17 protein-coding genes are annotated in these 18,606 nt (G+C 75.3%); 10 read left to right on the top strand and 7 right to left on the bottom strand.

All coding sequences use genetic code 11. The features are described 5' to 3' along the window. Window positions 1–26: 26 nt before the first annotated feature. Window positions 27–1,361 carry an ABC transporter substrate-binding protein gene (locus HCK00_RS05000; protein ID WP_168100523.1) on the bottom strand — a complete coding sequence of 445 codons (1,335 nt, stop codon included), beginning with the start codon at window positions 1,359–1,361 and terminating at the stop codon, window positions 27–29. A gap of 183 nt (window positions 1,362–1,544) precedes the next feature. Here HCK00_RS05000 and HCK00_RS04995 point away from each other — a divergent pair, with 183 nt between their 5' ends. Together HCK00_RS04995 and purU are read left to right on the top strand one after the other, a co-directional pair. Beyond that, the gene (locus HCK00_RS04995; protein WP_168100522.1) at window positions 1,545–1,991 is read left to right on the top strand and encodes an SCO4402 family protein; all 447 of its coding nucleotides are present in this window, start codon (window positions 1,545–1,547) and stop codon (window positions 1,989–1,991) included. A gap of 222 nt (window positions 1,992–2,213) precedes the next feature. Beyond that, a complete protein-coding gene (purU, locus tag HCK00_RS04990) occupies window positions 2,214–3,158 on the top strand; it encodes a formyltetrahydrofolate deformylase (RefSeq protein ID WP_168100521.1) in 945 nt (314 codons plus the stop codon). Window positions 3,159–3,314: 156 nt separating this feature from the next. Here the strand turns inward: purU and HCK00_RS04985 are convergent, their stop codons facing one another. Further along, window positions 3,315–4,670 carry a zf-HC2 domain-containing protein gene (locus HCK00_RS04985; RefSeq protein ID WP_311765154.1) on the bottom strand — a complete coding sequence of 452 codons (1,356 nt, stop codon included), beginning with the start codon at window positions 4,668–4,670 and terminating at the stop codon, window positions 3,315–3,317. Then, window positions 4,667–5,269: a sigma-70 family RNA polymerase sigma factor gene (locus tag HCK00_RS04980; RefSeq protein WP_168100697.1), complete on the bottom strand. Its 603-nt coding sequence runs from the start codon at window positions 5,267–5,269 to the stop codon at window positions 4,667–4,669. Before HCK00_RS04980 ends, HCK00_RS04985 begins: the two co-directional genes overlap by 4 nt. A 323-nt stretch (window positions 5,270–5,592) precedes the next feature. Here HCK00_RS04980 and HCK00_RS04975 point away from each other — a divergent pair, with 323 nt between their 5' ends. The 5 genes from HCK00_RS04975 (at window position 5,593) to HCK00_RS04955 (ending at window position 10,255) form a co-directional block, all read left to right on the top strand. Continuing rightward, window positions 5,593–5,967: an STAS domain-containing protein gene (locus HCK00_RS04975; RefSeq protein ID WP_311765153.1), complete on the top strand. Its 375-nt coding sequence runs from the start codon at window positions 5,593–5,595 to the stop codon at window positions 5,965–5,967. 755 nt (window positions 5,968–6,722) lie between these two features. Continuing rightward, window positions 6,723–7,274 carry an EF-hand domain-containing protein gene (locus HCK00_RS04970; protein ID WP_168100519.1) on the top strand — a complete coding sequence of 184 codons (552 nt, stop codon included), beginning with the start codon at window positions 6,723–6,725 and terminating at the stop codon, window positions 7,272–7,274. A gap of 728 nt (window positions 7,275–8,002) precedes the next feature. Then, window positions 8,003–8,629, top strand: a complete 627-nt coding sequence (locus HCK00_RS04965; RefSeq protein ID WP_311765152.1) for an ATP-binding protein — start codon at window positions 8,003–8,005, stop codon at window positions 8,627–8,629. A gap of 355 nt (window positions 8,630–8,984) precedes the next feature. Next, the gene (locus HCK00_RS04960) at window positions 8,985–9,527 is read left to right on the top strand and encodes an RNA polymerase sigma factor (RefSeq protein ID WP_311765151.1); all 543 of its coding nucleotides are present in this window, start codon (window positions 8,985–8,987) and stop codon (window positions 9,525–9,527) included. Next, the gene (locus HCK00_RS04955) at window positions 9,524–10,255 is read left to right on the top strand and encodes a hypothetical protein (protein WP_168100518.1); all 732 of its coding nucleotides are present in this window, start codon (window positions 9,524–9,526) and stop codon (window positions 10,253–10,255) included. The genes HCK00_RS04960 and HCK00_RS04955 overlap by 4 nt, the downstream gene beginning before the upstream one ends. A gap of 10 nt (window positions 10,256–10,265) precedes the next feature. On the opposite strand, the gene HCK00_RS04950 is transcribed toward HCK00_RS04955, so the two are convergent. Further along, window positions 10,266–11,426, bottom strand: a complete 1,161-nt coding sequence (locus HCK00_RS04950; RefSeq protein WP_168100517.1) for a flavin-containing monooxygenase — start codon at window positions 11,424–11,426, stop codon at window positions 10,266–10,268. Window positions 11,427–11,805: 379 nt separating this feature from the next. Next, the gene (locus HCK00_RS04945) at window positions 11,806–12,456 is read right to left on the bottom strand and encodes a TetR family transcriptional regulator (protein ID WP_168100516.1); all 651 of its coding nucleotides are present in this window, start codon (window positions 12,454–12,456) and stop codon (window positions 11,806–11,808) included. A 325-nt stretch (window positions 12,457–12,781) separates the two neighbouring features. Here HCK00_RS04945 and HCK00_RS04940 point away from each other — a divergent pair, with 325 nt between their 5' ends. The 3 genes from HCK00_RS04940 to HCK00_RS04930 all read left to right on the top strand — a co-directional run bounded on the left by HCK00_RS04940 (window position 12,782) and on the right by HCK00_RS04930 (window position 17,873). Beyond that, window positions 12,782–13,585, top strand: a complete 804-nt coding sequence (locus tag HCK00_RS04940; RefSeq protein WP_168100515.1) for a VOC family protein — start codon at window positions 12,782–12,784, stop codon at window positions 13,583–13,585. 446 nt (window positions 13,586–14,031) lie between these two features. Continuing rightward, window positions 14,032–16,605, top strand: a complete 2,574-nt coding sequence (gene afsK / locus HCK00_RS04935) for a protein serine/threonine kinase AfsK (protein WP_168100514.1) — start codon at window positions 14,032–14,034, stop codon at window positions 16,603–16,605. Between the two features lie 653 nt (window positions 16,606–17,258). Continuing rightward, window positions 17,259–17,873, top strand: coding sequence for a hypothetical protein (locus HCK00_RS04930; protein ID WP_168100513.1), 615 nt, complete (start codon window positions 17,259–17,261; stop codon window positions 17,871–17,873). Window positions 17,874–18,092: 219 nt separating this feature from the next. On the opposite strand, the gene HCK00_RS04925 is transcribed toward HCK00_RS04930, so the two are convergent. After that, window positions 18,093–18,242, bottom strand: a complete 150-nt coding sequence (locus tag HCK00_RS04925) for a hypothetical protein (RefSeq protein WP_168100512.1) — start codon at window positions 18,240–18,242, stop codon at window positions 18,093–18,095. A 199-nt stretch (window positions 18,243–18,441) separates the two neighbouring features. Continuing rightward, on the bottom strand, window positions 18,442–18,603 hold the full coding sequence (locus tag HCK00_RS04920; RefSeq protein ID WP_206320014.1) for a hypothetical protein: 162 nt from the start codon (window positions 18,601–18,603) through the stop codon (window positions 18,442–18,444). Between the last annotated feature and the right edge of the window lie 3 nt (window positions 18,604–18,606).

Here is an 18,606-nt window from a genome sequence, read left to right as displayed (position 1 = left end):
TGGCCCGCCCCCGGCGGCCGCCCGGCTCAGTCCGTGGTGGTGCTCCGGCGCCGTTCCAGGGTGGGGCCGACGTCGACGAAGCCGTCGCGCGCGGCCACCAGCCGGCCTTCCCGCACCCGCTGGAAGGAGACCATCGTGTTGGCGATGCGGGGGAATTCGGTCGTGCCCGGATGGTCGGAGGAGTTCCAGCTCAGCCGCGGCGTCAGCCCACCGGTGTCGATGCCGTCGGCGCCGGCGCCGGAATCCAGCGCCCGGCGCAGCGAGCGGGCCGTGACGGCCTCCCGGCCGAGCGAGTCGATCAGCCGGTGCAGCACGGTGTAGGCGATCCAGGTGGTCTGCGCGCCGGGATCGGTGACGTCGACGCGGTTGTCCCCGAAGGCGTGTTCCCGCACGACCGCGCGCATCCGGTCCCAGGCGGGGTCGTCCGCGGCCGGGTACCAGCCGGTGACGTCGGCGCCCTCGAACGGGCCACCGGCCCCGCCGGTGCGGTCCACCAGGGACTGCTGGACGCTGCCGAGCACGGAGGCCAGCCGGATCCCGTCGCCGTCCTCCCGCAGCCGGCGGAAGGAGTCGAAGAAGGCGTCGGTGCGCTCGCCGAGCGCCGCGGTCACGCAGGCGCCGTCGGTGCCCCGCTCGTCGATGTCCAGCAGGTCCAGGGCGCGTTCACCCTGCCGGGTGTACTCCGAGGCGTCCTCCGGGGCGCGTACGTCGGCGGCCGCGCCCTCGGTCCCGGCGCTCCCCTCGGCCAGCCCGGCGCTGATGAGTGAGGGCATCCGGTCACCGCCTATGGTGTCCGGGCGGACCAGGGTGACGCGTTCGCACCGGTGGGCGGCGAGCTGCCGGCCGCTGCCGGCGATCAGGGTGGCGTTCCCGCCGTTGACGGGGTAGGAGAGCGGGCTGCTGAACTCCTCGTCCGTGACGCCGTATCCGCCGATGTAGGGAATGCCCTCGGCCTCCAGCGGCGACATGAAGGCGCGCCCGTGCTGGCTGTAGGAGCCGACGACGGCGACGACGTTCCCGGCGGCGGCGCGGCGCGCGCAACGGGCCGCGCTGACCGTGTCGTTGCGCTCGTTGCAGGTGAGGACGCGCAGTTCGTGCCCGCCCACGCCGCCGCGCGCGTTGACCCAGCGCGCGTAGGTCTTGGCCATGGCGGGCATCCCCGGCATGTTGGTGGCCGAGGTGGATTCCGGGGCCCAGGTCATCACCGTGACCGGGGCTTTCCCCCCGGATTCGCCGGATGCGCCGGCGGAGCCGGTGAGGGTGGCACAGCCGGTGAGCAGCAGGGAGGCGCAGAGGGCCGCCGCCGCGACGGTCAACGACGTGCGCGGAAAGCGAGGGGTGGGGCACGTTCGTCCGGTCATGGCCCCGGACGATTCCGCCCGGCCGGTAACTCTGCTGTGTGGAGAGGTCGACCGGGAGTGACCGGCGGGTGAACAGCCGGGGGGCGATCACGGGCCGGGGATGCGTGGAACGTAGCATTCCGTACCGTGCAGGGCGTAGAGAGGTCAGAGAGGTCTTCCCGTCGCGGCCACCGCTCACTCAGTATGGGCGGTATGCCGCTCAACGACATGCCGTGGTGGCGCTGGCGCGCCAGCGTCCGTTCCGGGCTGCACATGCTCTCGGACCCCGTCTTCCAGCGCGAGTGCTGGCTCGCCGGACGGGAGGGGTACGGGGATGTGACCGACGCCGTCTACCGGCTGGTCGAGGACACCTGGCTCGACAACTGGTCGGCGGAGAAATACGTCGGGACGATCTTCCGGGACTCGCAGGAGGCCGCGCTGGTCGACGTCGCGGTGCTCCGGGTGCTCCGGATCATGCACCAGGTGGGCGCGGACGCCCACGTCGCCGCCTACCTCGAACACCACGGCTGGCCGGAAGCGGTCCGCGCCGCGCGCGAGGCCCACGTACGCCTGGCCCAGAGCGACGGCGAGGACCCGGACGCCCCGCCGCGCACGCTGGACGCGCTCGCGCTGATGTCCCGGGCGGTCTGAGGACGGCGCGGCCCGGCGCCCGGGGCCTGATGGCCGGGGCCTGATGGCCGGGGCCTGATGTGCGGGGCGCGGGGCCCGGGGCCGGGGCCCGGCAGGTCTGAGCCGCGGGCCGGGCCGCACGCCCGGTGGGTGACGGGCGGTGGCGACGGGTGGCCGGGCGGCCGCCGGACGCCGCGGTGGCGGCGGCGGGGGAACCCACCGGATGTGGGACCCTATGGGGTCATGACCGAGTCGCAGCCCGCCGCCCCAGGGCATCTCCCCGAGCAGTACATCCTCACCCTGTCCTGCCCCGACCGGCAGGGCATCGTCCACGCCGTGTCCAGCTATCTCTTCATGACCGGCTGCAACATCGAGGACAGCCAGCAGTTCGGCGACCGGGACACCGGGCTGTTCTTCATGCGGGTGCACTTCAGCGGCGGCTCCGGCGGCCGGGAGCGGTACGGCGACCGCGCGCCGGGTGAGGACGGCTCCGCCGGGCAGGAGCCGGTGACCCTGGAGAAGCTCCGGGCCAGCTTCGCCGCCATCGGCGACTCCTTCCGGATGGACTGGCAGCTGCACCGGGCCGAGGAGCGGATGCGCGTCATCCTCATGGTCAGCAAGTTCGGCCACTGCCTCAACGACCTGCTGTTCCGCACCCGCATCGGCGCGCTGCCCGTCGAGATCGCCGCCGTGGTCTCCAACCACGAGGACTTCCGGGAACTGGTGGAGTCCTACGGCATCCCCTTCCACCACACCCCCGTCACCAGGGAGAACAAGGCCGAGGCGGAGGCGTGGCTGCTGGAGCTGGTGCGCACCGAGCGGGTCGAACTGGTGGTGCTGGCCCGCTACATGCAGGTGCTCTCGGACGACCTGTGCAAGCAGCTCTCCGGGCGGATCATCAACATCCACCACTCCTTCCTGCCGAGCTTCAAGGGCGCCAAGCCGTACCACCAGGCGCACGCCCGGGGCGTGAAGCTGATCGGCGCCACCGCGCACTACGTGACGGCGGATCTCGACGAGGGCCCGATCATCGAGCAGGAGGTCGAGCGGGTGGGGCACGAGGTGACCCCGCAGCAGCTCGTGGCGGTCGGCCGGGACGTGGAATGCCAGGCGCTGGCCCGCGCGGTGAAGTGGCACAGCGAGCACCGGGTGCTGCTCAACGGCCACCGGACGGTCGTCTTCACCTGACCCCGTTCACCTGACCCCGTTCACCTGACCCCGTTCACCGGGCCCTCCGTTCACCGGGCCCTTCCGCGTCTCCATCCCCGCTCCCGCGCTCCCGCTCCCGGCCTTCCCGCTCCGCGCCGGCGGAGGACGGGACGAGGCCGGAGAGCGGCCCGGGGGTCAGACAGGTTGCAACCGCGAAAGGGCGGCGGCCGCGGTCAGGACGTCGTGGATCACCCGCCGGTCGCCTTCCTGGCCCGCCGCCGCTTCCTCCGGTGGTATGCGTCCGGCGGCGAGACGGCAGAACTCCGTTCCGTCCAGCGCGACATGGGCCACGGCCCGCTCCCCCGACGCCGGCGCGCCCGCCGGGTCCAGGGGGATGTACCAGTCACCGCCGCCGCTGCCCTCCACCTCCAGATGGAGCGTCCGGGCCGGCGAGCCGATCGCGGCGGGCCCGGGCGGCCGCTCCGCCGGACCGGCCCGGCGCCGTCCCGTCAGCGCGCCCGGCAGCAGCCGCGCCGTCAGGTCGATCAGACGGTGGAGGTGCGCCGGGAGCGGCGGCGCGTACGGGTAGTCGACGGCCTCGGCGATGTCCCAGGCGCGCACCCAGCAGGCGAAGGCCCGCTCCAGGAAGGAGTCGCTGAGGGGCAGGGCCACTCCGCTGTAGGGCACGGTCAGGCCGTGCGTCTCGCGGAGGGAGACGGCGCGGACGAGGGCGTGCGTCTGCTCCCGCCAGGCGCGGCGCGCCCCCGGTGGGGGAGCGGCCCCGCCCCGGGCCCCGGGGCTCCGGTACGCGAGGGCTCCGCCGGAGGGTACGTCCGTGACGCCGTCCCCGGCCCCGGCCCCGTCCCCCTCCCCGGCCCCGGGCGAACCGGCGGCGGCCGCGGCGGTCTCTCCGGCTCCGGTGGGGCGTCGGCCGCCCGGAGCGTCCGGGGCCGTCGCGCCGCCCGGCGGACGGCCCAGGCCGAGGACGGTGCCCACCAGCCCGTCCTTCCGGGTCAGCCGGGAGAGCACCTCGGCCACGGGGACGTCCCGGCTGACGGACCGCCGCCCGTCGAACCACGCCAGCTGGACCGGGGCCCGCCATTCCGCCTCGCCCATGTCCCGCAGCAGCGCGTCGAGCCGGGCCGTCTCCGCGTCGTAGGGCGCGGCCCACTCGGGTACGGGCACCCGGGCCGGGCGGCGGTCCAGGCAGCCGGCCAGCACCTGGGAGCGCAGCCGGGGGTCGAGGTCGAGGTTGTCCTCGGGATGGAGCAGGCCCACCGCGTCCCGCAGCCGCAGCGCCTCGTCGGCGCAGGGCGCGCAATCGGTGAGGTGGGCCTCGACGGTGGCCGTCTCCTCGGCGGAGCACGCGGCGAGCGCCCAGGCGCCGAGCAGGGACTTGAGGACGCCGTGCGGGGCGGAGCCGGCAGATCCGGGGGAGCCGGGGAACGGGGCGGCGGGATCCGTGCCCGGCCGTGGGCGGGGACACGGGCCGGGTTGCCGGCCGGGTTGCGGCCCGGAGCGGTCGGCGGACGGACCGGGCGGGCCGGTCACGGGCTTCTCCGGTGTCCGGCCGCCGGGGCGCCGCCGGCGCGGTGCCCGCCGGCGCCGTGGCCCGCCCGGTGGTGGCCGGGGGTGTCCTGACCCGTGGGGCGGTGTTCGGCGGAGGAGAGCAGTTGCAGGCCCAGCCGGAGCCGCCGCCGTGCCTCGTCCTCCGTGACCCCGAGATCGGCGGCGGCCTCGCGGTAGTCGCGCCGCCGGAAGTAGGCGAGTTCCAATGCGTCCCGGAGAGGGGCCGGCATCGAGGTGACGATGTAGTCGGCGCGGGCGGCGCGGGCCGCCGTGTGGATCTTCCTCTCGACCTCGTCCGGGGTGCGGCCACCGGCGGTCCGCATCAGCTCCGCCTCGGTGGCGCGCAAGCGCTGGACGGACCGCCGTTGCGCGAGCGCGGCGACCCAGGAACGCATCGGGCCCTGTTTCACGTCATAACTCTCGGGGTGCTCCCAGAGGTGGGCGAAGACCTCGCGCGTGACGCGGTCGGCCTCGCCCTCCTCGCCGAGCACCCGGTAGGCCAGTCCGTGAACGAGGGAGGCGAAGCGGTCGTACAGTTCACCGAGCGCGGCGGCCTCCCCGCGCGCCAGCCGCTGCTGCATCGTGCGGTCCCACCGCAGTGGTGCGTCGTTCGTCACACGGCCCCCAACCGTGCCGTGCTGTCGTCGGCGCCCGTGGCCGGGGCCGTTCCCGAATGTAACGGCGGCCACAGCGGCGCACGCCGGTTTGCGGCAACGGGCGGTCGCCGGGAACCCGGATGGTATAGATCTCGTCACTTTGCGGCCTGTGACCGCCCAACTCGGGCCGGGCAGTGCCTAGAGTCGTCCGGGAGCGGCATGGCACAGGGCGTTGTGGGGGAGAGTGGTCGGACAGCGGAGCAGGAATGGCTGATTCCTGTTCCAGAGGAGAAAGGGACTTCGCGCGCGTGACCTTGAAGGTGAAGGAAGACGAGCAGGGTGTCTGGGCGATCCTCCATGTCTCGGGAGAGATGGACCTGGTGACCTCCCCGGCGGTGCGCCAGCACGTCCACGACGCGGTGGCCGACGGCCGGCACAGCCTGGTGCTCGACCTCTCCGGTGTCCGGTTCTGCGACTCCAGCGGGGTCGGGGTACTCGTCGCGGCGCGCCGCCTGATGCGTTCCTGCCAGGGAAGACTGCGGCTGATCCTCCCCGCCCGCGGGGCGGAGGACGGCTCGCACGTCAACCGGGTGCTCGCGGCGCTCGGCGTCCGCCGGCTCTTCGAGGTCTACCCGGACGTCGCCTCCGCCCTGGACGAGGCGGCGGAGCCGCTGTCGGCCTGAGGGGCGGCTCCTGCCCCGAGCGGTGAGCCCTGCCAGGTTGATCCCCGCCAGGTTGAGCCCTGCCAGGTTGAGCCCAGACCGGGTCGTCTGCCGGTCCTGGCTCAGGCTCCGGCCTTTCCTCGCGCGTCCTCCCCCGGACCCGCGCGGCCCGAACCCGCCGGCGCGCGGTCTCCCCCCACTCGGCGGGCGCCGCCCGTTCCCGCGCGGCCTGCTCCCACCCGTTCCCCACCTGTTCCCGCCCGGCCCTTTCCCGCCGGCCCGTTCCGGCTCGGCCCGCGCGGCGCGGCCCCGCCCGTTCCCGCCCGGCCTGGTTCCGCCGTCTCCCGGCCCGGCCCGCCCCCGGGGGGTCCGTCCGTCTCCGTTCGGCGCGGGAGAGCCGCTCCTCGTGCTCCACTGCGCCCCCGGTGCGCCTGCGGCCTCCGGGCGGGGCGTTCGCGTCGCCGTACCCATGGCCGCCCGGGTGTCGCCACGTCACCACCGGCCGGCGCTCCGGTGCGCCCCCCTCCGCACCCTGCCCTTCCGGGCGCGGCGCGCTTTCCTGGTGGTCCTGGTGGTCTCCACTGCCCGTGGACCTCCGCGCGGCCCGCCGTTCCCGGGTGTCCGGCCCCGCCCGGCTCCGTCCGCCCTCTCACGCGACCGCCGTGCGCGCCCCGCCCGGGCCACACATCGGTGAACGTCGGTGAACTACACCCCCAACACCGAACGTACGTACCATCATCTGAGGTCAGCCCCGTTACGACGCAACCGAGGTCACCGTGGACAGCTCTGAGTACGACCACAGGATCGCTTCTCGCTTCGCCTCCTTCGATCAGGACGGCAACGGCTACATCTCGCGCGAGGACTTCCACGGCGCGGCCCGGGCCGTGCTGAAGGAGTTCGGAACGGCGGCCCGCTCCGACTGCGGGCAGGCTCTCTACGGCGGCGCCGAGGCTTTCTGGCAGGGCATGGCGGGCATGGCCGACCGGGACGGCGACCAGCGCATCACCCGCGAGGAGTTCGTCCACGGAGCGGTGAAGCGGCTGCGGGACAACCCGGAGAACTTCGCCGAACTCGCCCGGCCGTTCCTCCGCGCGGCCATGGCCGTCGCCGCGGACTCCGGCAACGGCGGCTCGGGACGCGTCACCGCGAACGGCACCGTCTCGGTGACGGTGGATCAGGCGGAGCGGTTGCTGGAGGCGTTGGGCGTGGAGGAGGAGGCGCGCCGTTCCGTCGCACGCTCCCTCGACGCCGACGAGGACGGGAAGATCTCGGAGGACGAGGCGCTGACGGCCTTCGCCGCGTACCACACCACCCCCGAACCCGAGTGACCCGAGCGCGGCGTGCGGCCGAGGGCGCCGGCGCGGGGCCGGTGTGAGGGAGCGCGCTCCCCGGTGCCGTCGGGCCGCCGCCGGGCGCCCGGGTGTGTGGCGGGTGCCGGGGAGGGGAGCGGTACCCGGCCCCGAGGGCGGCGGAGCGCCGCGATCCGCTGATCCGCCGGCGCGCCGTTCCGTCGATCACGGGACTCCGGGCGGGCCGCGCCGCGCCGGCGGGACGGTCCGCGGGCCGGGCCCCGGAGCCCGCTCCTGGTGACTGCGGGTGGCATCCGGCATCCGGCATATGCCGCGCGAGTGGTCCGCCCGTGGTGCCCCCGGCGTCACCGCCGTCCCAGGGATCTCCCACACCTCACCGACCGTGCGGGGGCCCGCCGAGGCCTTCCGGAGACGGTCACCGTCCGTGAACGCGCCGGCCCCCGGGGGAGCACCCCGGGGGCCGGCTCCGTATCCGGCGGGCGCACTCTCCGCGGCCGCCCGTGCGCCCCGGGCTGCCGGGCATGCGCCCCGCTGGGGGCGGCGGAAGGCGCCCCCGCGCGCTCTGTTCGAGTGGCGGAGAAGTGGGTCGCACAGTATGCAGTACGCGTACTCCTTTGCGCCGGAATATGCCCGAAGCGCTTGTTCAGGTGACTGTACGTCAACCATGCTGTTCGGCGTCGGGGTCACTTTCCGTGATCATTGGGAGACGTGCGGCGACGGATCCGCCGGTTCGGATGGTGTGAGCGGTGCAGGTTCTTCAGGTTCAGCTGGAGGTTCGGCCGGAGCCCGCGGAGGTGGGGCGGGCGAGGAAGTGGGCGCGGTCCCGGCTCGACGGGGCCGGGATGGGGGGTGACGAGTCGCTGGCGCAGACGCTGTTGCTGCTGGTTTCCGAACTCGTCACCAACGCCGTGGTGCACACCGGCCGCCCGGCCGTGCTGCGGATGCTGTTCCCGGACGCGGACGCGGGGGCGGGGGCGGACGCGGCGGCGGGCGCGGGGCCGGGGGATCCGGCGGGATCCGGCGGGGCCGGTTCACCGGCGGCCGGCGGTGCGGCCGGCCACGGGTCCTCGGTCCCGGGGGGTGCAGCCCCGGGGGGCGTGGCCCCGGAGACGGTCCGGGTGGAGGTGGCCGACCGGAGCGCCCGCCCACCCCGGCGCCGGTGCGCCGAGGGGGAGGAGACGGGCGGCCGGGGGCTGGAGTTGGTGGCCGGGCTGGCCGACCGCTGGGGGTGGCGCTCCGAGGGGTCCGGCAAGGCCATCTGGTGTGAGGTGGACCGTTCGGCTCCGTCGCCCCCGTGCCGTCCGGCCGCCCCGATGCGCCATGACAAAACGCCCGTAAATGGACATCATCCGGGCCAGGTGTTGACGTCCTGACACGGGTTGATCACTCTGGGATTCAACGATTCGTTGTGAGGGGACGCCGAGGAGCGGCCGGGCACGGCCGTGGCCTCGACGAGTGCGGATCGTCGTCCGGCGCGACGGTGCGGGGGTGCGCGCGCCGGAGCCGGATGGCGGTCCCCGCCGAACCGGGCGGGGCGCCGCTCCCGGCCGGCCGCGGGGACCCGCCCCGGCCGGGCCGGGCCCCGGGCGCCCCGGCGTGAACCGTCCCCGGCGTCCCTCTCGCAGCGTCAATCCGGCGCTCCGCCGACCACCCGAACGTGGCGATAACTCCCCACGGGCCAGGGGTATTTACCCGGCCTGGCCCGGCAACGCGGGGAGGTAGGTGCCAGTGAGCCACGCGCCCGGCGTGTCGGCGGGGTCTCCGATCGACGAGGTCTTCTGCGCTCTGCTGCCCAAGCTCTACCGGCGTGCCGTCATGATCACGGGCGGGCGGCAGTCCGCCGAGGACATCGTGCACGAGGCGTACCTCAAGCTCGCCTCCCGGCCCCAGCGCTTCCTCGCCCATCCCGAGCCCTACGCCTACGCGTTCACGGCCCTGGTCAGCCTCGCCCGGGACCATCACCGCCGGGACCGGCGGCAGGTCCTGGTGGAGGACGTCGACTGGCCCTCCGGCGCCGGCGCCTGGGACGGCGGGGTGGCCGACCGGCAGGCTCAGCTGGAGACCGTCCGGCTGCTGCGCCGGCTGACGCCCCGCCAGGCCGCCGTGGTCGTCCTGGTGGATCTCGACGGCTACACCATCGACCAGGCCGCCGCCATCCTCCGGGTGCACCGCGGGACCGCCGCCCGCCACCGGGACCGGGCGCTGGAGAAGCTGCGCGAGCTGGTCCACGCCGTCCAACCGGCCGGAACGGAGAAGGAGGGGGCGCCGTGAGAGGGCACGCGCCGGACGAGGAGACCGTCCTGCTGCTGCGCGAGCGGCTGCGCGCCGTGGACGAGACCGTCACCATGCCACCGGACCTGTGGGAGCGGGTCCGTTCGGGCCCGCCCGTGGTGCCGGTGCCGCGCCCGGCCCCCGGCCGCCGCCGGGCGTACGGGCTGCCGGTCCGCCGCCGGGGCGGCGGACCGGGCGCTCCGGCGGGCCGCCCGCCGTTCCGGCTGCCCACGGGTCTCGTCGCCGCCGCGCTGGTGGGTCTGCTCGTGCTCGGCGCCTGGTGGCTGGTGCGCCCGCTGCGGGACGGCGCCCGCGGCCACCCTGCCGCCCCGTCCGCGGTCACCGTCGCCGTCACCGTGTACAACGCGGAGGCGGCCTGCCGGGAACTGCGCACCCTGGAATGCTCGCTGGGCCTGGCCCGCGACCCGTACGGCGACTACGGCTCCCCGGGCAACCGCGCGGGCCGGGTGTTCCACGGCGACCGGCTCGCCGCTCTCTGCGTGGTGATCGACGGCACGCTGCTGCGGGACGAATCCGGTATCACCTCCCGCCGGTGGTACCGGGTGGCGGGCGGGGGGGCCGCCGGGCCGGACGGCGGATGGCTGCCGGGGATCCGTACCCGCAACACGGCCGAGGTCCGCCTCTGTTCGGCGGCCGAGGTGACCGGGGCGGCCGGGGCGGATCGGGCGGCCGGCCCGGGCGGCGGCCGCCCGGGCTCACCGGGCTGACCGGCGCCGTTCAGGCCCGCGGGAGGGTGCGGGCCAGCCGGCGGGCGATCCGCCGTGCGTCCAGGGCCAGTTCGCGCAGCGTCCCGCTGATCGGGTTGGTGTAACCGGTGAAGTGGAGCCCCGGCGCGTCCGGCGCGGTGCGCGGGCCGTGGACGGTGGGGCGGCCCCGCTCGTCCAGCACCCCGAGGTGGCCCACGAGCCCTTCCAGGCCACCGCGGTAACCGGTGGCCGCGATCACCACCCCGGGCGCGATCCGGGAGCCGTCGGCGAGGACGACCTTGTCCTGCTCGAAGGAGGCCACCGCCGCCACCGGTTCCACGGCGCCGGAGCGCACGGCCCGGATCAGCCCGGTGTCCTGCACCGGGATGGCGCCCTGCCGGGCCCGGGTGTAGAGCCCGGTCGCCGGGCGCGGGAGCCCGTGCGCGCTCAGGTCCGGGATGGAGAGCCGGGCCAGGCCCCGCGCCGCCCCGTCCACCACGCGGCTCGGCAGCCGGCGGCACAGGATGCCGGTGCGCTGCGCGGCCAGGCCGGCCGTGGTGCGGCGCACGATGTGCGGCGGGGTGCGGACCGCGAGCCGGACCCGGGCGGCGCCCCCCGCGGCGAGGTCGACGGCGATGTCGGCGCCGGTGTTGCCCACCCCCACGACCAGGACGTCCTGACCGGCGTACGGCTCGGGGTGCCGGTAGTCGCGGGCGTGCAGCAGCCGCCCGGCCCACTCCTCGCGCCCCGGCCAGTCCGGGAGGCGCGGGGTGTGGTTGAGGCCGGTGGCGACCACGACGGCCGCGGCGGGCAGCCGCCTCCCCCCGGTGGCGTGCAGCAGCCAGCCAGGCCCGGACGCCGTCCGCTCCACCCGGGAGACCTCGACGCCCGTGACGACGTCCAGCCGGTGGTGGTGCGCGTACGCCTCCAGATACCGGACGAGGGAGTCGCGGGAGAGCCAGCGGCCGTAGGCGCGGGGGATGGACAGCCCGGGGAGGGCCGAGAGACGCCGGGTCGTGTGCAGCCGCAGGCACGCGTAGTGGCCGCGCCAGGAGGCGCCGACCGCGCCGGACTTCTCCAGCACCACCGCGCGGATCCCGCGTTCGCCCAGCGCGGCGGCGGTGGCGAGCCCTCCGGGGCCGCCGCCTATGACGTACACGGGAGAAGCGGGGGAAGCGGTGTTTTCCGGCATGACCGTGAGCGTAGCGGGGGATTGACGTGTGTCGGTCAATAGGGTCGCCGCTCGTCCGGCCTGTGGTGCGCGGCGTGCGGTTCGGGGCGCACGGCGCACGGTTCGCGGCTCGCGGATGCCGGCGTCCGGGAACGGGAGGGGAGGGGAGGGGAGGGGTGGGGGTGACGGTTACGGGCGCGGTGGGAGCGCCGGGAGGCCGCTGTCCCCGCGGGACGGGCCGGCGCCGCTGCGCACGGCGGTGGTCCACTGCGGTGACCTGGGGGTTCTCGTCCGGGGCTGGGCGACGGCGCTCGGCCGCCGGCGGACGGCGCGCGGCGAGGTGGCCGGCGGCGGGGGAGCCGACTGGCCCGGGGGCTGGCGGTAAGGGTGCCGCGGCCGGTTACTTGGCCGGCTTGCGGCCGGTGATGCCGAGGTGGACCAGCGACGCCAGGGTCGGCTTCAGATCGGCCTGCTTGACGCCCCAGCCGGAGAAGCCCTTCTGGTGCGAAGCCACGGCCGCCAGCATCATGACCACCGAACCGGCCACGGCCGGGGCGCTGAGGTCCTTGTCGACGCGGCCCTTGTCCTGGAGGTCCTTCACCGTCTCGGTGAGCGAGCCGGCGACCGCGTTGAGGATCTTCATGCGGATCTTGGTGAACCGTTTGTCGCCCTCGGCCGCCCCGAGGTCCACGACCCGGAGGATGGCGTCGTTTCTTCGCCAGAAGGTGAGGAAGCCGTCGACGAGTTGCTCCGCCGTCCGGCGGCCGGCTCTCCCGGCCCAGGACTCCCCGGCCAGGAGGGCCGTGAGGGTGCCGCTGCCGTCGCGGGCCGTCTCCTCGGCGAGTTCCAGCACGGCGCCCTCGACGTCCGGGAAGTACTGGTAGAAGGTCGCGGGAGAGGTCCCCGCCTTGCGGGCGACATCGATGACCTTGACATCCCGGTACGGGGACGACTTGAGCATCTCGCCGAGACAGTCGAGGAGCTTCTGGCGCGTCGCCTGCCCTCGGCGTCCGGCCACCCGCCCGTCGACGGTGCGAACTTGTCCTGTCATGGCGTCAGCTTACCGACGGGTGATCGGGGCGCGATCTGACCGCGGGCAAACGGGGGGTGGCCCCGGAGCGTCCCCGGCCCGCCGGGTTCCGGGGTTTTCGCTGCTCCGGCCCGGTTGCTCCGTTCCGGTGAGACCGGCTCCGTTCACCGCCGTCCACCGCCTGCGGAGGGCGTTCCGGGGGCCCGGAACGCCCTCCGCGCGCGTCGCCCGCCGGTGCTCTCCGGCGCCGGCGGGCGGATCCCGGACACCGCCGATAGCCTGGTTTCAGCCGATAGCCGTTGTCGGGAACGGGGTGCAACGGCCGTATACGGGAGGTGTGGGTCCCATGGCTCCATTCGCGGAAGGCGCGCCCTGCTGGGCGGACGCCATGCTGCCCGACCTGGAGGCGGGCAAGCGCTTCTACGGGGACCTGTTCGGCTGGTCCTTCGGCCCGTCGGAGGACCGTTTCGGCCGCTACACCCAGGCGTATCTCGGGGACCGGGCGGCGGCGGCCCTCTTCCCCAAGACCGACGGGCGGATGCCGACGGCCTGGAACGTCTACCTCGCCACCCCCGACGCGACCGCCCTCGCCGCCCGGATCCGGGAGGCCGGCGGGAAGCTGATCAACGATCCCACGCCCGTGCACGACTACGGGGTGATGGCCACGGCCGCCGACCCGGGTGGCGCCGTCTTCAGCTTCTGGCAGCCCGGCACCCACCAGGGGTTCGAGGCGACGGGAGAGCCGGGCGCCTACGCCTGGGCGGAACTCCGCACCCGCGACAAGACGGCCGCGGACCCCTTCTACGAGCGGGTCTTCGGCTACGCCACCCGGGATGTCCCGGGCGCCGAGAGCAGCGGGGAGGACGACGGCGGCCTGGACTTCCGGGTCTGGGCGCCCGCCGGCCGGACACCGGGCGAGGAGAGCGCGGTCGGCGGACGCGCGGTCATGGACGAGCGCTTCCCCGCCGAGCTGCCCCCGCACTTCCTGGTGTACTTCGCCGTCCCGGACTGTGACGAGGCCGTGGCCACGACCGGCCGGCTCGGTGGCCGGACGACGGCCGGGCCGATGGACACCCCCCACGGGCGGCTCGCGACCGTCGCCGACGACCAGGGCGCCGCGTTCGCCGTCATCGCCCTGGCGGGCCGGTAGGCGCGGCTCCGCCGTCCGCCGCGGTCGCCCGGTCCCGAGCCCCGGTCCCGAGCCCCGTTCCCGAGCCCGGGCGCGTCCGCTCCGGGAGGCCGGGCGGGGCGGCTCCCGCCGGTGCGGGGACCCGGCGGGAGCGAGGGGGCACCGGGCGTGAACGTGATCGTTCCGGCAGGTGACGCCAGGTGTCCCACGGGCGGTGGCCGACCCTGCGTACAGTGTCGTCCCGGGTGGCCCGACGGCCTCTCGCCGGGGCCCTCGGCCGGGCCCGCCGCGCCGGACGGCGGCGTGGCGGAACGCCGTGGCCCGCGGCGTGACACCCCGATCCGGCCCCGGTTTCGCAACCACAGTCTCCGGCAGGAAGAATCAGGGTGCGTGCGCCGGGACGGTTCCCGGTGAGACGCGGCACGGGGCCGGACGACTTCGAGCCCTGACGGGGAGGTGGCAGGCAAGTGGCGGAGCAGCTGACGCAGCACGATCCGAGACGGATCGGCCCGTTCGAGGTTCTCGGACGGCTGGGCGCCGGCGGCATGGGACTGGTCTATCTCGCCCGTTCGGCGTCCGGCCGGCGCGTCGCGATCAAGACGGTGCGGACGGAACTCGCCGAGGACCAGTTGTTCCGGGTGCGGTTCACCCGGGAGGTGGAGGCGGCGCGCGCCGTCAGCGGCTTCTACACGGCCGCCGTCGTGGACGCCGACCCGCACGCCGCCGTGCCCTGGCTCGCCACCGCCTATGTGCCGGCGCCCTCCCTGGAGGAGATCGTGGGCGAGTGCGGCCCGCTGCCCGTGCAGGCGGTCCGCTGGCTGGCCGCCGGGGTGGCGGAGGCCTTGCAGTCCATCCACGGCGCCGGGCTCGTCCACCGTGATCTGAAGCCCTCCAACGTGCTGGTCGTGGAGGACGGGCCGCGGGTGATCGACTTCGGGATCGCCTCGGGAGCCTCCTCCACCCGGCTGACGATGACGAACGTCGCCGTCGGCACCCCCGCCTACATGTCCCCCGAGCAGGCCCGGGACTCCCGCAGTGTCACCGGCGCCAGCGACATCTTCTCCCTCGGCTCCATGCTGGTCTTCGCGGCCACCGGGCACGCCCCGTACCACGGCGCCAACCCCGTCGAGACGGTCTTCATGCTGCTCCGCGACGAGCCCGACCTGGACGGCCTGCCGGACGAGCTGCGCCCGCTCATCGAGTCCTGCATGCAGACGGAGATCGAGCGGCGGCCCAGCCCCGCCGACCTCCAGTCCCAGCTCGCCCCGCACCTCTTCGCCTCCGGCAGCGACGACAGCGGCACCGCGTCGGCCTGGCTGCCGTCGAGCGCCGTCTCGCTGATCGAGCAGCGGCGCGGCGGACGGCGTCCCGAACGCGGCCGGGCGGCCGCGGCGCTCCCCGCGGGGCCCCCTCCCGGAGGGCTCCCGCCGCCCCCCGCCGTCCCGGCGCCGGTCGACCCGCGCGGCGGCCCCGGGGCGATGGCGGCACCGGCCGCCCAGGGCGGTGGCGGGCTCGCCATCGGGCCGGGCGGTCCGCCCGCCGTGGGCCGGACCTCGATCCGGCCGGACGGTTCCCCGCCCGGCGCCCACGGGGCCGGCGCGTACCCGGGCGCGCCCCGGCGCGCCGCGGCCCACGCGCCCGGCGGGCGCCACGCCGCCGGTTACGGGCAGGACTCCGTCCTGCTGACCGGCTCCGGAGTCCCCATCGGCCCCGGGCCCCGCGCCGACGCCCGGGAGCCGCAGACACGGCCCGCCGCCGGGGACGCCACCGGCTGGGTCCGGCCGCCGAACGGGCTGCCCGCGCCGCCGCCGCTGCCCCCGGGCGCCCCGCCGCCGCCCGCGGCGCCACCGCCCGGTTCCGTGCCGGCGCAGCACGCCCCGGGCGGGACCGGGTCCGGCGGGGCCGGGCCCTGGCGGCCGTGGCGGTTCCGGATGTCCAACGACGTCTGGGGCACCCCGTCCGTGGTGGACGAACTGCTCTACGTCTCCTCGTTCGAGGTGCACGCGCTGGACGTGGCCACCGGCCGCCGCCAGTTCAAGACCCGCGAGGTCGCCTGGTCGATGGCGGTGGCCGACGGCCGGATCCACGCCTCCGACGGCCCCACGCTGCACGCCCTCGACGCCAAGAACGGCGCCGAGCTGTGGCGCGCCCCCACCGACGGCTGGGTCTACACCCTGGGAACCGACCGGGGCACCGTCGTCACCGCCACCCGCGGCGGCGGCGTGCAGGCCTGGGAGGCGGCGAGCGGCGAACGGCTGTGGGAACTGGACGGCGCGCAGAGCGACTTCGAGACCCCGGAGGCCGGCCCGGTCGTCCACGAGGACACCGTCTACGTCTGGTCCGGCGGACGGCTGCTGGCCCTGGAGGCCCGGACCGGCGCCGAACGCTGGTCCTACCCGGTCGGTGACGCGGCCTCCTGTGGCGGGGTGCCGATCCGGCTGCTGCCCGCGGCCGACGGCGCCGTGTACGTCTGCGCCGGCACCCGGGTCCTCGCCCTCGACACCGCCCGGGGCGACATGCGCTGGCGCTTCGAGGCGCCCGCCGCGTTCCTCGCCCCGCCGGCGTTCGGCCCGGGACCGGCGGTCACCGGCGGCGGGGTGTATGTCGTCGACTACCTCGGTACGGTCTACGCGCTCGACGCGGCGGACGGCCGCGACCGCTGGCGGATCGCCACCGAGTCCCGGCAGTCGACCGCGCCGCCGCTCCTCGCCGGCGGCTGCCTCCACGTGGGCAGCGGTGCCGCCCTCTACACCCTCGACGCGGTCACCGGTGCGCCCAAGTGGCGCTTCGCGGCGCAGGGCGAGGTGGTCGGCGCCCCGGTGGTGGCCGACGGCCGGGTCCACTTCGGCTCGGCCGACCACTGCCTCTACACCCTCGACGCTGCGGGCGGCGCGCTCCGCTGGAAGCTGGCGACCGGCGGGGAGATCACCGGCGCGCCGGTGGTGGTGAACGGTGTCGTCTACGCCTGCTCCAAGGACCGCTGCGTCTACGCGCTGGACGCCCAGAAGGGCACCGGGCAGGCACGGCCGCCGCAGCGCTGAGGATGGCGGGGCGGTGAAGAGGTGGCGCGTCCGTGAAGACCGCGCGGCTCGTGAAGGTGGCGCGGCGGTGAGGGTGGCGCGGCGGTGAGCAGGGCCCCTCGGTGAGCGGGGCGCGGGGACGCGGCCGTCGCCGGGGGCGCGGGCGGCGTGCGGAGACCGCGGCGGCGTGCGGCTCCGGCGGCGGTGTCCCGCCGCGCGGGGTGCGGAGCGCGCGGGGTGCGGGCGGCCCGGAGCGGTGGGGTGACGCACGGGGACCCGTGAGGCACGCCGGCTGTCTTCGCGGGCGGGTGAAGGCCGCGGGGGGCCGGAGGGGTGAGGGCCCTCCCGGAAGCCGTCGGATGCTCGCCGCGGTGGTCTCCGCGGTGGTCCCTGTGACCGGCGCGGTGTCCGTGCCGTGCGAGGGGCCCGGGGCGGAACGGTATCTGTGACACGGGTGTGACGTTCCGTGGCCTTGGCCCGGGCCGGGCTCTTGTAACGTGGCGTGCGCTCGTCAAGTCGGCGGCACGTTCGGCGCCTTCGCGGCCGGACCCGCTCGCCACGTCCACTCGCCGTGCCGGCCCGGCCCATGGGGCCGCGTCCGGCCGTGCCGTCCACGGGGGTTCAGCAACGTGATGCTCCGGCGTCCTGCCCGTCGTACCCGTCCTACCCGTCATGTGCGCACGCTCCGCATGGTCGCGGTCTGCACGCTCGTCGTCGTCGCCCTGACCGGGGCCCGCCACTCCCGGGGTGGCGGCGGTGGCTGCGACGGCGGCAGCAGCAGTGGCAGCGGTTCGCACAGCAGCGGTTCGTCCTCCGGCGGTTCGGACGGCGCCGGCTCGCACGGTGACTCCGGCTACGACTCCGGCGGCGAGGTCGCCAAGGACGGCGGGTACACGGGCGGCCTCCCCGGGAGCACCTCCGGCTCGTCCGGTGCATCCGGTTCATCCGGTGCATCCGGTTCATCGGGGTCGTCCGGCTCCGGCGGCGAGCGGCGGAGTTCCGCGCTGCGGGATGTCTCCCTCGTCTCCTGCGGCCCTGACGACTCGGGTACGGAACTGAGGGCCGTGCTGCGGGTGGAAAGCCCTGGCCGGTCGACCTACGACTACGACATCACCGTGGCGTTCTCGGAACCCGGTGGCGCCTCGCTGGGCACCGGCACGGTGAAGAACCTCCGGGTGCCGCAAGGCCGTGTGGAGACCACGGAGGTCACCGCCGTTCACCAGGGCGCCGGATTCGCCCCCGACGCCGTCAAGTGCGCGATCCGCAGCGCCTACCGCAGCACACCCTGAGGGAACGGCGGTACCCCAGAGGGGAACAGCGGCGCCGCCGGAGGGAACGGCGGTGGCCGCGCGGTTCCCTCCGGGGTACCGCCGTTCCCTTCTGCGTCAGGAGGGGGGACGGCCGTCAGGGGAACGCGCACCACGGAGGGCCGCACGCACGCGAACGGGGGCCGAGCCGTCATGGCTCGGCCCCCGCAGGTGTGCCGGGTCTGCCCGGGGCCGCTGGAGTCAGCCGTTGCCGGGGAGGGTCGAGTGGTCGTCCAGGGAGGCGAGGGTGCCACCCATCAGATGGTCGTCGGCGGCTGCCGGTGATGCGAAGGCAAACGCCAGGGCCGTCGCCGCGACGCAAGCCATCAACAGCCTCTTCGTGCGTGTCATTCCTTCTCCTTCATCGGGGGTGGCACCGCGTTTGTGCCCGGATTGTGCGGCAGCGTGATGGAAATGTAGCGTTGCTGGCTGAATTCTGCTGAAGGATGACCAAAGAGGTAGACACAGAGGCCCGTTGATGCACGACGGCCGCGGCGGCTCCCCCTCCGCGCCGCCGCGGCCGTTCCCCCGAACTCTGGTTCCGTGCGGTTCAGCCGGCGTCGTCGCCGGTCATGTGGCTGTCCTTGGTGGTGACCTCGCCGCCGCCGGTCATGTGGCTGTCCTGCGGAGTGGTCTCGCCGCCGCCGGTCATGTGGTCGTCCTGCGGCTTGGTCTCGCCCGACTTGCGCTGCGACGTCTTCTTGGTGGTCATGTC

It is taken from the genome of Streptomyces zingiberis, from assembly GCF_012034935.1.
Lineage (GTDB): Bacteria > Actinomycetota > Actinomycetes > Streptomycetales > Streptomycetaceae > Streptomyces > Streptomyces zingiberis.
The sequence above is the reverse complement of the archived record's forward strand: the minus strand, read 5'-3'. Positions and strand labels throughout refer to the sequence as shown.